We start from the raw sequence: 12,523 nt of genomic DNA on the forward strand, positions 1-12,523 counted from the left end.
AGATAAAGTGATAACTTATAACCGTATACATACAAAAGCATCCACTTCAGGAAAGTAGATGCTTTTTGTGTTGTTATTCAGATACCTTCACATGCGAAATAATATCCTCTATTTCGCAATCTAAATATTCGCATAGTTTATCTAATACGGACATAGATATGTTTTCACCTTTAGCAAGTTTAGCCATAGTAGCAGGGGAAAGCTGTAAATCTTTTTTTATTTGTTCCCTTGACACTTCTTTGTCAATAAGTGTTTTAAAAAATGGTTTGTAATCAAATGACATAGAAAGCACCTCCATTCATTTACTATTATATATTAAAAGTTCATAAAAATAAACTTTTAATTCATTAATGTGTTGACTGTTGGTTTGATAATATGTATTATAAGTTCGTGAAGTTGAACTTTTAGTTTGTGTTTTGAAGGGCTATCAACAGCCAGTCGGTGAATGGACTAGAAATAGCCGACATGCAACATAAAGGTAGGTGAATGTATGAAGGTACTAACAACGCAAGAAAGCCAGAAAATAACACGAGCCATGCTAAAAGGCTATATGAAGTTGCTCACACACCGAATTAATAAGTGACTAAGAGGAGAGGAGAAGCGATATGCGTTTACAAAACACACTCGATTATCTTAAAGAACAATTCTATGCAGCTGGAGCTGAATGGAAAGAAACGAAGGATAGTGATTGCTGACAGAGTTGAATGCGTTAGTAGCGGCTATCAATGCAATTGAGGTTTATCTGTATGACCAGCGGATTACTGTAATAACAGATTGCGTATAAAAAGCGCGTTAGAAAGTAAAATTGGATGGAAAAGAATGGCTTGTTATTTCGGACCTCAAAAAGAAGTCATCTATGAAAATAAAGGGAGGCATATATAAGAAATATATTTTAATCTCATGTAATAGATTCTTAGTTTTTTGGTCATAATGGTGGAAAAGATAGATTTTAACTTTAGTAAATTTGAGCTTTCGAAAAGGTTGCTTTGAAAACAAATACAGAGATTGGGTGAGAGGCGTGAAAAGTAAATATTATAGTGATAGTTACTTGATTTGTAGTGATTACATAGCAGGTATTTTAACTTTGCAACTTATATACAAAACGGGAGATATTGTACTACATGAATGGAAAGAAAAAGTTAAGAGTGAACGTGAAGCTACTATATCTTTAGAGGCCTATAAACGCTTTATGTTTGAAGAGGACGGTGTTCTGGTATACACGGTGAAATATGCAGCTAATCTTTTTGAAATAGACTATAGAAGAAAAGGCTTAATCGAAGTTACTGAGTTGATAAAACAAAAAGCAGCAGCTTATAACGCTATAACCGAAGTATTAGTTAATAATGGGTTAGAAGAGGAAATTAGCAAAGTGATAGCATATCGGGAAGCACACAATGCATTAATAGAAGTTTATGAAGAAGTTGCCTATGATAATGGCTCGTTGGGTACCATCAATGATATAGAAGGAATTTTATTAGGAAAGAAAACACTAGAAAAAGGGGGGAGTATGTGTAATGAGCGAATTCAAATTAGAAATATCGAATGACAATAATTATTTAGGGCTATTAGAGGGTGACGAGGTGCTAGTTTCAACAGTTGAACAGCCTCGAAGCAACGGAAAGGATTTAGCAGTATTTGAAGCGGCTGGGGTGTGTTTTGTTAGTACCTTTACCCGCTTTGGGAATCAAATTATGCTTTTGGGTGAACATATCCGGGTAGTGCGAAAACATCAGGTGAAGATTATTGGCAAGGTGATTGAAAGAAGTTTCGAAGGAAAAGAAAAAGCCGTAGCGTTGGCAGACGCTACAGCCGAATTGATTCATGCCCATTAATGCACAAACAGCAGTTTACCACATACCTTAAGTATATGTCTAAATATTAATCTCTATGTTTAATCATAAAAAGAGCTATCGACAATTAAATATTTCACCGCAGTAGACGAGCCTTACACCTAGCACGGTAAGGCTTTTTATTATGGTTGAAACTGTATCAAACAGCTAAAACACTTTGTAATGAGAGGGCAGAGCTTGGTGTGGTTTTGAGAGCATATAAAAATATGTATTACTTAATTTCATTTTCTGCATTATTATTATGTAGAGGTGAGAAAATGAATTATGAATATTCTAATTATGCAAAACTATTAGAACCGATTCGTGATTTAATAGTTGATGTAAGTTATGGTATAGAACCCACAAATAAAGAACCAATTAACGATAAATTACAAAGGTATGAAACTGCTTTAGTTTCAATCGAAGCAATTAATCCACCTATTGTAATTAAGAATGAACACAAGTTGTTAATTACCGTTCTCAGAAAGTGGTTATCCGTGATTAAACAAGGTGATATTTCTGCTGATGGTAATGTAGTGAATTTTATGGTATTAAAATTAATGCACGTCCAAAAAGAATTAAAACAGGTATTAATTGAAATAGCCCAAAAATTCAATAATTGACTCAACATCCTTCGGGGTGTTTTTATTTTGCTATAAAAAGCGAGGATCGAGCAGAGTTTCCCCCTTCGATTCGTCGGTACTTGCTTTTGAGGTCAAAAAATTATTGAAGTTTTGTATACGCCTTTATTCTATGATGGATAGGGGGGTGAAATAATGCAAAAACAATTACATGTCAGACTTGATGGTGACACTGTAGATTTTAGTAAAGTAAAAAAATATTATGAAGAACCTGTTCTCGGTGGCGACAGGATAGGTGGATTTTGGACTTCATCTTATAACGAAGAGTATGGAAGTGATTGGCTTCAAAAAAAAGTATATAAACCATATATTCATGTTTATCAAGGTTATTTATATACAGTAAAAGATGATGTGAAGATATTTAGTATAAATGATTTTAGTGATGAGCAGCATTTTAAGTCTTTCTATAAATCTGATTATAATGAAGTAGCAAAAGATTTTCACGGTCTTCACTTAGATCAAGAGTATTTGAATTTATGTGCTAATGAGTATAACTATCATACTAGACGATCTAATTTCTTTTTCTGGTTTGTTGAGTGTACTTGGTGGTTTGATACAGATTACTTAATACTAGAAAAAATTATTGATGGTCCAGAATTAAGTAAAATAGTGAATAATGAAATTAATGAGAATTCCTAAAAAGGGAGTCTTTTTTATTTTACAAATCAACTAGCATAATGAGATGATGCCATTGGGAAAGTAAAGAAATTAACACCGAAACAGCAAGCTTTTGCTGACTATTACATTGAGTTAGGGAATGCTACTGAAGCTTATATTAAAGCTGGTTATAACGAAAGGGGTTCTCGAGCTAACTCTGCACGATCGATAGCAAATGATAGCGTAAAAGCTTATATAGAAAATCGAATGGAAGAACTAAAAATAAAAAAGATTGAAGCGGTTAGCCCCAATCTTTTTTTACTCACACATTCCTGTACACACGCTCACCATTTTATTAGTCCCATTCAGCCCCACATTAGCCCCAACTAGCCCCAAATTAAAGTTGTTTTATGCCTTATCTTGCGTAGTTTAAAATTTCATGAAATACATTTGTGTATTGGTATATCAATACTTATAGGTTTTTGTTAGATATAGTATGCAACCATCCCATATTAGGCTGGGTAAAATAAAGCTAGAAACATTAACTAGTGCATTCTGCGACGAAAGTGAAACGTCAGTCGAAAACACAGCTTCTAAATTGCTAAGAGAAATGATTTTGGGTTGGGTAAGAGACTTCAAAATGTTAATATGAAGCGGTTGGAGTGGGGTTTAGCTATGAGCTAGCCCCACTTTTTTGCTTAGAGAAGATGATAAAAGGTCTTATCAAGCTTTTAGAGTGATGTTGTTCATGTGATAGACGGGTTGGTAGTACCCCGTTAGCGCTTGATTCTAAAAAAAAGGAAGACGCCATCCCAAATACATCGGATAGCGCCTTGATATTTCAAAGAGTTCTACTAAGGGTTCGTTGACCAAAGTCCAGCATGTTTTAAGACAACACGTGGGTGAAGTTTTAGTTGTGCAACCATTAAATCTGCTAGATCCTCTGCTTGCATCACTTTTTCTGGATTGCCGTCTGTTAGGTCTAGCTCAACAGCCATATCTGTAGCAACTGTACTTGGCGTTAATGTTGTAACGCGAATATTTTTCTTACGTACTTCAAGCATTAATGACTCACTTAGTCCGATAACTGCAGCTTTTGAAGCCGAGTATGCACTTGTAATTGGTGCACCTTTTTGACCAGCTGTTGAGGAAATATTAATGATGTCTCCTGTGTTGCGCTCGATCATCTCCGGTAATACAGCGCGTGTTGTGTAGTACACACCTTTTACGTTGACATCGATAATATTTGTCCATTCTTCAGGTGTTAAGTCCATGAAGCCACCGAATTTTGAAATGCCAGCATTGTTTACTAAAATATCGATGGCGCCAAGCTCACCGCGAATAGATTCAACGGCTTTAGTAATAGAGTCTAAATCCGCTACATTTGCCGCAGCGATGGCTACCTTCACATCATACTGTTTAAGTTCCTCTGCTACTTTTTGTAAATTTTCAAGCGTACGTCCAACAAGACCTACGTGAATACCTTCTTGCGCAAAAGCTACTGCTGTTGCGCGTCCAATTCCACGTCCTGCTCCTGTAATTAACGCCACTTTACCTGCGATTGCTTGCATGTTTTTCTCTCCTTTAGATAAGATCGTTTTATTTAGACGAAAAAAAAGATTAAGATTTGTCTTTAAGACTAACCTCATTCTACTATGATTTTCTATATTGTGAAGAGTGCACTTTTTTGTGCGGAGGTTACCAAAAGGTTACTTATGTATATGAAAGGGAGTTAGCTCTATGTCGGATAAATTAAGAGAAGAGATCAAAGAGAGAATATTAAATAATGATTATCATTGCGAAAAAGAACTTACCTTATCAATTATTAGTGGGAAATGGAAGGTTGTTATTTTGTGGCATTTAGGTGTAGAAGGACCACATCGCTTCAGTGAACTTCAAAGACTTTTTCCGAAAATATCTCATAAGATATTAACAAACCAATTACGTGAACTGATGGATGATGGAATTGTTCATAGAGAAGTGTTTCCAGAAGTTCCTCCGAAAGTCGAATATTCAATGACAGAACTAGGGATGACATTATTACCAATCGTTGAGATGATGTACGAATGGGGAAAAAATAGAATCGATCAAATTAAACAAGAAAGCCATAACGAGGTCATTGGATGATTTAAATTGTCAGTGATGTTTTTAGACAACTTTAAAAGAGCTAATAGATGGGTACATTATTTAACGATATTAATTCAACCTTTTTCATATACATAAATTTATTAAGATGGGTGAACTTTCCTTAACTTTGAACGTCTACTTTGTAAAAGGGGTGAACTAATGGGAGTTTGGTATTTCTTAATCCTATTTGTAGGGTTGTTTTTGATATTTAAAGGACTATATATGAAAAAGCAATCTTTGTTCATTAAGAAAATTGGTATTGTGTTTGTAGGATTATTATGTATTTCATTCTCAATATTTATGTTTTCACCAGGAAGTGCAGAAATAATTGCTGATTTGCTAAATTTGGAATAAAGAAAAATATGGATTGGTGATATTTCTCGGATAACACTAAGAGAAATGGTACTGGGCAAGGTAAAATAATTTATTTTATAATGTGGGGCTAAAAGTGGGAAGGTATAATGAGATTACTTTTAGCCCCGCCTGCTTTTGAAATTTGACTTACATAATCATTCCAGGCATCAATAGATATTTGGAATTAACGGACTTTCTTGGGGAAAAAAGCTCATTTACAAAGTGAGCTTTTTTTCATTTCTTGGGGGATCTTTTGATTAGAATCAAATAACTTATTGACATAGCAAGGAAAATATTGCTACATTATAGGTAACGGATGTTACCTATCGGAAGGAGGAAAATTATTTGGCACCGAAAGAGCAGTTTACAGAGGAAATTTTATTGGATTGTGCTTTTGAAATGGCTAGAAAGAGTGGGATTGATAGTGTCAATGCACGAGATTTAGCAAAAGAGTTAGGTTGTTCGACAAAACCTATATTTCGATTATTCACGAGTATGGACGATTTAAAGTACGCAATATATGAACGGGCTAGCAATCTTTATAATGAAAGAATGTTTCAGGGCTTGCAAGAAAGTTCTTTTTTAGGAATGGGGTTAGCTTATATTAACTTTGCTCGAGAAGAAAAAAAGTTTTTTGAGCTATTATTTCTATCCAATAAATATAAGATTTCAAGTTTTTCGGAATTAATAAATGATATAGAGAATCAAGGTATTATAGCACTTATTTCAAAAAACACAGGATTAACTCAAACCTCTGCTAAATCTCTATTTATCGATATATGGTTAACTACGCACGGTATTGCGACAATGTGTGCGACGAATACTTGCGATTTAGACAGCTCGGAAATTGAGGGTATTTTAAAAGATGTTTTTGAAGGCGTTAAACTAAAATTATTGGATGGAGGAAATAAATGAAAATGAAAAATTCACCTATTCTTTTATCGATACTATTTACTTTGTTTGCACTTGTTTTTCCTTTCATAGCTGGTGCAATTATAGCTGTCAAAAATATAAGTAGCTTAAGCTCTATAACTTTGATTCAATTTATTGCCTTTGCAGTTGGAGTAATATTTACTCTTTGGATCATGAAAAAAAGTAAATTCTCTTTACAGGATTTTGGATTTAGAAGGTTTAAAGCCGAGGCGTGGATGGCTGTGATCGTTATTTCTGAGCTGATTGCTTTCTTTAATGGTATTACATATAAAGAGGGTTTTTCTGCGCAGTATGTATTTATTTTGTTTTTATTTGTTATTGCAGTTGGTCTTTATGAAGAGTTTATTTTCCGTGGCCTAATTTTTAAATATTTATCAGAGAAAGGGCTTAAAACGGCTATTATCGGCTCCTCTATTTTGTTTGGAATTGGACATCTTGAAAATTTACTTGCCGGTCATGATTTTTTATTGACATTACTACAAGTAGCTTTTGCATGCCTCTTTGGGTTAGTTTGTGCAGAAATTGTTCTAAAGACAAAAAGTATTATTTTCCCGATTGTCTGGCACGCTTCGCACGATTTTATTGCTTTCTTGACTGATCAAAGTGAGCCAACAGTTCTTGCTACTTCTCTTTATATCTTTCATGGTCTAGTGTTAATTGGTCTCGCAATTTATTTCTGGAGAGCTTTATTTCCTAAGAATGATGTTACAAAATTAGGGAATACTGAAAGTTACGTTTAAACACGACATGTCAAAAAAAGCATCTACTCATTTATTTGAGTCGATGCTTTTTTTGCTAGTTTCCTTAAGTCAAAGCCTCTAATCCAACATTACCTCCTGAAATGAGGAAACATACTTTTTCATTTTGATGAATAGGTAAAAGTCCTTGAAGGGCAGCTCCAATACCGATTGAGGAGGAAGGTTCTGCGATAAATTTACCCTCGGTGAGTAAGGTTTTCATTCCACGTTGGATCGATGCTTCATCCACACTTACAACCTCATCGACAAGCTGCTGAACAATTGGAAAGTTTCGTTCTCCCGGCTGTAAAGTTAATAGGGCATCTGCCAAAGATTTTTGTTCCTCTAAAAGCAATCTTTCGGCAGCTTCTAAGCTTTTGGCATAACGCGAAACAACGGCAGGCTCCACGCCAATTATTTTGATAGGAGGGGCCAGAGATTTTACAGCAGTAGCAATTCCACTAATTAATCCACCGCCACCAATAGGAACAACTATGGTATTAACATCAGGAAGCTGTGCAAATATTTCTAAACCTGCTGTTCCTTGTCCTGCCATGATATCGTAATCATCATAAGGATGTATAATGCAATAACCATGGTCACGACTGAGCTTTTCTGTTACAACATGTCGTTCTGCAAGCTTACATTGTACAACCTCCGCTCCCAAAGTACGTATTCCTTCTACCTTAACTGTAGGAGCTGAATCCGGTAGGACAATGGTTGCCTTAACATTTAAGAGCTTGGCCGCGTAGGCAACGCCTTTGCCATGATTACCCGAGGAAGCGGTAACTACGCCTTTTCGCAATTGTTCTAAAGGCATGGATAGCATTTTATTAAGAGCCCCACGCAGTTTGAAAGAGTTTGTTTTTTGCATATTCTCGGCTTTTATGTAGACATGACATCCTAAAAGTTCATCGAGACCATTTAACCGAATAATAGGTGTTTCATATACATAAGAAGAAATTCTTTGTTTAGCAGTAAAGATTTGTTCAAGTGTTAACATACAGCAACCCTCACTTTAGTAAAATAATTGAAAATTCTGGCGTTATAATATAACTGTAGATTTACAGGCAATTTGTGTCAATGAATAAAATGACTGGATTATGGCCGCAACACTATAGAATACTTACTTCAACCTTGAAAAAATATTTGCTGAAAGACGGGGTAAAACGCCTCAGATGGTCCACACGGTTTATTGTCGAGATGGAGCAAGAATGGTTGATAGTTTTGAGTCAAAGCTTAAATGTAGTTGGGGTTGAAATTGGGACTAATTCTTAAGGAGATAGCCTTGCAAACTTGTTGCAACTGCTTATGAAGCAGAAATTCAAAGTGGTTGAGGTGGCTAAGCGTTCCTGAATTTTCATCCATTTGACGTAGGTTCATTTAATCGAAACTTCAAAAGTTAATATTTGTATATTATACTTATTATATGTGTATTAGGGAGTGTTTTAAGAAGTGGTAGAGGCTTCTAACAATCTAGCAACTGCCAGTAACACTAATAATTATAATCCACTTTATAGACCTGCAGATTATTTCAAAATGGTATATGGAATTATTGATGACGAAAAAGAATTTAAAGAAACATTCGTTGTTATTTATGAAGATAAAATGATTTGTTTTGGAGTCATACCATTAAAGCCTCTGTTGATTCAAACAGATTATATGAAGAGGCTCAAATTTCGAGTTAGTTGTAAATACGATGAATGGAGGATACATAATGGACAATTTATTTAATCAAATTTCAACTTTTTTAAACATATCATTACCTCAAGAAATAATGAATGCTTTCGACAATTCAATCTATTTGAAGCACAAGAATGATTTTTTAATACGTTTATTATCTTTTGAAGAAGCAACAGAAGTGTATTCATACCTAAATGAAGAAGTTAATATTTCAGAGGTTTTTCCATTATGGACAGATGATAATTCCAATTATGTGGGTGTTTACATGTTCGGGTCACTAACAGGCAGAGTTTGCTTTATAAACCATGAGGAAATAGACTTGTCTCCAGTATATCCTAATGTACAAACGTTAATAAAAATCCTATTAGAAAATCCTGAAAGTGATTGGTATGAACTTCCAAAATATTACCCTCGGTCCAAAGAGCATACTGATGAACTGCAACTAAAGCAAGATGTACAAGCCATTAAAGAATTGACGAACCTTCTTAAAAACCCTGAATTAGATGATGAAAAAAGAACTCAATATTTGTTTTCAATTATGTCTTTAACTCCTTACACGCAATTGCATGAAATAATTCCCTTATTGGAAGACTCGGATATGTGGATACAAGAGAGAGCTGCTGAAATTCTAGGTTTCCATAGATACGTGCCTGCTAGGGAAAAATTAGATTGGGTTAAAGAACACGGGCAATATAACGGGAAAATGGCAGCTGAATTAGCGTTGAAAAAGATAAGAATGGAATTAAAGAACTAAACAAAAAGAAGCAATAACATATTAGAGTAACTTGTTTTATATTTTCTTTATTAATCCCTACAAAGTGCTAATGTTCATATTTGTATAAAAGAAAGGTTCTGTTAACAACAATCTTTGCGAACTGAGCCAATAAAACAGAGCCTGTATCGACAATTACTTGGTAATTAAAGATACAGACTTTTCATTTCAATATTTAGTTGTCGTTATATATATTTAAACAAAAAAGATTGAAACATAACGTACTCATACATTCCTGTACATTTAGCCCCAAAAACATACTTGTTAATGCATTGACTTGCGCGGAATAGACAACAGAAAATAATATCTCAAACGCTGATTTAACGGACTTCCTAACACATGCATGTTGTATTTTGCGTCATTCCTAATATATAATAAAAAGGTTATAGTAAAAACAATAAAAGGGAGCGTCCATAATGGCCAACGAAGCAAGATCGCAGGTGAACATTAAGCTCATTTCTACGATTCGTCCGATCGATGGGGAGTCCGAAAGTTATGAAATGTTGCTGACAGGGCAGCTACTTGAAAAAGCAGGAAGCATGTATTTGAAATATGAAGAGGTGCAGGAGGATAAAACCATCCGCACAACTATGAAGCTAGGCAATGAACAGGCATTAATTATGCGTAATGGAGCAGTAAAAATGCGACTACCACTTAACATAATTGAACAACAAATGGGTCATTATGAAAGTGAGTTTGGTTCAATGCCACTTGTCATAGACACGAAAAAAATGACGTTTACAAAACAGGCAATAAGCGGAGATTTCCATGTACAGTATGATTTACTAATGGGTGGGCAATCCGTTGGCAACTATACATTAGACATTACATTTACGGAGGTACAATGATGAACGCAGTAGAACAAGTACAACAAGCCATTAAAGATGCAATTGCGCAGGCTGTTGAAAAAGCTGGCTTAGTAGAGGCTGGCACAGAGTTAAATATTCACCTTGAAACACCGAAGGATAAAGCAAATGGAGACTATGCGACAAATATCGCTATGCAATTAACGAAATTAGCAAAAAAACCACCTCGTGCCATTGCTGAAGCCATTTTAGAAAATCTTGAAACAGCAGGTACAGTTATTGAGAAAATCGATATTGCTGGTCCTGGCTTTATGAATATTACTGTACGTAAAGATTTCTTAACAGACGTAGTAAAAGCAGTACTTGAGCAAGGTGCTGATTATGGTCGTTCTAATGCTGGTGCAGGAGAAAAAGTTCAAGTTGAATTCGTATCTGCAAATCCAACTGGCGATCTACATTTAGGTCATGCACGTGGAGCTTCTGTAGGGGATTCTTTATGTAATGTGTTAGATATGGCAGGCTACAATGTATCTCGTGAGTACTATATTAACGATGCGGGTAACCAAATTAATAACTTAGCTTATTCACTAGAAGCGCGTTATAAGCAAGCTTTAGGATTAGAAGCTGAAATGCCAGAGGATGGCTACCACGGTCCAGATATTATTGAAATCGCTGGAAAACTAGCTAGCGAGCATGGCGATGCAATTTTATCTAAAACTGATGAAGAACGTTTTGCATTCTTCCGTCAGCATGGTTTAGCGTTAGAATTAGACAAGTTAAAAACAGACCTTGCTAACTTCCGCGTAAACTTTAATGTATGGTATTCTGAAACTTCACTATATGAAAACGGCAAAATTGAAGTTGCATTAGATAAACTAAAAGCGAATGGTCATGTATTTGAAGAAGACGGTGCTACTTGGTTCCGTTCGACAACATTTGGTGACGATAAAGACCGCGTGTTAATTAAAAATGATGGCTCTTTCACATATTTAACTCCGGATATCGCATACCATGAGGATAAAATTGTACGTGGCTTCGATAAATTAATTAATATTTGGGGCGCTGACCACCACGGCTATATTCCACGTATGAAAGCTGCTATTCAGGCGCTTGGCTATGACCGTGATACGCTTGAAGTAGAGATTATCCAAATGGTTCAGCTTTATAAAAACGGTGAAAAATTCAAAATGTCTAAACGTACAGGGAACGCTGTTACAATGCGTGAGCTTGTAGAAGAGGTTGGCTTAGACGCAGTACGTTATTTCTTCGTGAAAACTGCAGGCGATTCTCATATGGACTTTGACCTTGACCTTGCCGTATCTCAATCAAATGAAAACCCAGTGTATTATGCACAATATGCACATGCACGTATTTCATCTATTTTACGTTCAGCAAATGAGCAAGGCTTTGCTGCAACAACAGACAATTTAAGCTTGTTAGTTGCTGAAAAAGAAATTGATTTACTGAAAAAAGTGGGCGACTTCCCGAAAATGGTAGCAGATGCTGCGAAGCACCGTACACCACACCGTATCGCCAACTATATTCAAGAAACAGCAGCCGCATTCCACAGCTTCTATAACGCTGAAAAAGTGTTAGATGCTTCAAATAAAGAGCTAACAGAAGCTCGTTTAGCCCTTATTACTGCTGTGCGTACAACAATTGCCAACGCACTACGCATAATCGGCGTATCTGCACCAGAAAAAATGTAATAAAAATCTTTCCAGCCCCCGGCACGACAATGTGCCGGGGGTTTTTTGTGTCTTAGATAGCTAGAGCGGTTGAAGCGGCAGAAAGAGCTGCAGGGGCGACGGAGAGAACGGTCGAAGTGACGGATAGCTTCGTCAAGGTCGTGGATAGAACGGCCAAAGCGACGGATAGAACTGCAAAGACGTGGATAGAACAGCCAAAATCGTGGATAGAACCGCCAAAGCGACGGATAGAACTGCAAGGACGACGGAAAGAAGCTGAGGCGACGGATAGAATTGCAAGGGCGACGGATAGAATTGCAAGGGCGACGGATAGAATTGCAAGGGCGACGGATAGA

At 35.9% G+C, this 12,523-nt stretch carries 17 protein-coding genes; 13 read left to right on the forward strand and 4 right to left on the reverse strand.

Annotation, left to right across the window (positions count from 1 at the left end):
* Window positions 1–73: 73 nt before the first annotated feature.
* Window positions 74–283 carry a helix-turn-helix domain-containing protein gene (locus QRN68_RS21065; RefSeq protein WP_285398970.1) on the reverse strand — a complete coding sequence of 70 codons (210 nt, stop codon included), beginning with the start codon at window positions 281–283 and terminating at the stop codon, window positions 74–76.
* A 735-nt stretch (window positions 284–1,018) separates the two neighbouring features.
* Here QRN68_RS21065 and QRN68_RS21070 point away from each other — a divergent pair.
* The 5 genes from QRN68_RS21070 to QRN68_RS21090 all read left to right on the forward strand — a co-directional run bounded on the left by QRN68_RS21070 (window position 1,019) and on the right by QRN68_RS21090 (window position 3,457).
* Entirely contained in the window at window positions 1,019–1,546 is a 528-nt protein-coding gene (locus tag QRN68_RS21070; RefSeq protein ID WP_285398971.1) for a hypothetical protein, read from the forward strand.
* Complete coding sequence (locus QRN68_RS21075) at window positions 1,515–1,832, forward strand: S24/S26 family peptidase (RefSeq protein ID WP_285398972.1); 318 nt, start codon at window positions 1,515–1,517, stop codon at window positions 1,830–1,832. The genes QRN68_RS21070 and QRN68_RS21075 overlap by 32 nt, the downstream gene beginning before the upstream one ends.
* 146 nt (window positions 1,833–1,978) lie before the next feature.
* Window positions 1,979–2,452, forward strand: a complete 474-nt coding sequence (locus QRN68_RS21080; protein ID WP_285398974.1) for a hypothetical protein — start codon at window positions 1,979–1,981, stop codon at window positions 2,450–2,452.
* A 153-nt stretch (window positions 2,453–2,605) separates the two neighbouring features.
* Window positions 2,606–3,109 (forward strand): hypothetical protein, encoded by a 504-nt coding sequence (locus tag QRN68_RS21085; protein ID WP_285398976.1) that lies wholly within the window; start codon window positions 2,606–2,608, stop codon window positions 3,107–3,109.
* Between the two features lie 51 nt (window positions 3,110–3,160).
* Window positions 3,161–3,457: a terminase small subunit gene (locus tag QRN68_RS21090; RefSeq protein WP_285398992.1), complete on the forward strand. Its 297-nt coding sequence runs from the start codon at window positions 3,161–3,163 to the stop codon at window positions 3,455–3,457.
* Between the two features lie 464 nt (window positions 3,458–3,921).
* Here QRN68_RS21090 and QRN68_RS21095 read toward each other — a convergent pair whose 3' ends face one another.
* On the reverse strand, window positions 3,922–4,638 hold the full coding sequence (locus QRN68_RS21095; protein WP_285398977.1) for a 3-ketoacyl-ACP reductase: 717 nt from the start codon (window positions 4,636–4,638) through the stop codon (window positions 3,922–3,924).
* A gap of 169 nt (window positions 4,639–4,807) precedes the next feature.
* On the opposite strand from QRN68_RS21095, the gene QRN68_RS21100 reads away from it, so the two are divergent.
* The 4 genes from QRN68_RS21100 to QRN68_RS21115 all read left to right on the forward strand — a co-directional run bounded on the left by QRN68_RS21100 (window position 4,808) and on the right by QRN68_RS21115 (window position 7,221).
* Window positions 4,808–5,194, forward strand: a complete 387-nt coding sequence (locus tag QRN68_RS21100; RefSeq protein WP_285398978.1) for a winged helix-turn-helix transcriptional regulator — start codon at window positions 4,808–4,810, stop codon at window positions 5,192–5,194.
* Window positions 5,195–5,353: 159 nt separating this feature from the next.
* Window positions 5,354–5,548: a hypothetical protein gene (locus tag QRN68_RS21105; RefSeq protein ID WP_285398979.1), complete on the forward strand. Its 195-nt coding sequence runs from the start codon at window positions 5,354–5,356 to the stop codon at window positions 5,546–5,548.
* Between the two features lie 345 nt (window positions 5,549–5,893).
* Entirely contained in the window at window positions 5,894–6,463 is a 570-nt protein-coding gene (locus tag QRN68_RS21110) for a TetR/AcrR family transcriptional regulator (RefSeq protein ID WP_285398980.1), read from the forward strand.
* Window positions 6,460–7,221, forward strand: a complete 762-nt coding sequence (locus QRN68_RS21115) for a CPBP family intramembrane glutamic endopeptidase (protein WP_285398981.1) — start codon at window positions 6,460–6,462, stop codon at window positions 7,219–7,221. Before QRN68_RS21110 ends, QRN68_RS21115 begins: the two co-directional genes overlap by 4 nt.
* A gap of 64 nt (window positions 7,222–7,285) precedes the next feature.
* Here QRN68_RS21115 and QRN68_RS21120 read toward each other — a convergent pair whose 3' ends face one another.
* Complete coding sequence (locus tag QRN68_RS21120; protein ID WP_285398982.1) at window positions 7,286–8,221, reverse strand: threonine ammonia-lyase; 936 nt, start codon at window positions 8,219–8,221, stop codon at window positions 7,286–7,288.
* A gap of 452 nt (window positions 8,222–8,673) precedes the next feature.
* On the opposite strand from QRN68_RS21120, the gene QRN68_RS21125 reads away from it, so the two are divergent.
* The 4 genes from QRN68_RS21125 to argS all read left to right on the forward strand — a co-directional run bounded on the left by QRN68_RS21125 (window position 8,674) and on the right by argS (window position 12,188).
* Window positions 8,674–8,952 carry a hypothetical protein gene (locus tag QRN68_RS21125; protein ID WP_285398983.1) on the forward strand — a complete coding sequence of 93 codons (279 nt, stop codon included), beginning with the start codon at window positions 8,674–8,676 and terminating at the stop codon, window positions 8,950–8,952.
* Window positions 8,936–9,655 (forward strand): hypothetical protein, encoded by a 720-nt coding sequence (locus tag QRN68_RS21130; protein WP_285398985.1) that lies wholly within the window; start codon window positions 8,936–8,938, stop codon window positions 9,653–9,655. Before QRN68_RS21125 ends, QRN68_RS21130 begins: the two co-directional genes overlap by 17 nt.
* 434 nt (window positions 9,656–10,089) lie before the next feature.
* Window positions 10,090–10,521, forward strand: coding sequence for a YwiB family protein (locus QRN68_RS21135; RefSeq protein ID WP_285398987.1), 432 nt, complete (start codon window positions 10,090–10,092; stop codon window positions 10,519–10,521).
* A complete protein-coding gene (gene argS, locus QRN68_RS21140) occupies window positions 10,521–12,188 on the forward strand; it encodes an arginine--tRNA ligase (protein ID WP_285398988.1) in 1,668 nt (555 codons plus the stop codon). The genes QRN68_RS21135 and argS overlap by 1 nt, the downstream gene beginning before the upstream one ends.
* A 52-nt stretch (window positions 12,189–12,240) precedes the next feature.
* Here argS and QRN68_RS21145 read toward each other — a convergent pair.
* On the reverse strand, window positions 12,241–12,523 hold a 283-nt coding region (locus QRN68_RS21145; RefSeq protein ID WP_285398989.1), incomplete at its 5' end, for a hypothetical protein.

Source organism: Lysinibacillus sp. fls2-241-R2A-57 (assembly GCF_030209535.1).
In the GTDB taxonomy this organism is placed as follows: domain Bacteria; phylum Bacillota; class Bacilli; order Bacillales_A; family Planococcaceae; genus Lysinibacillus.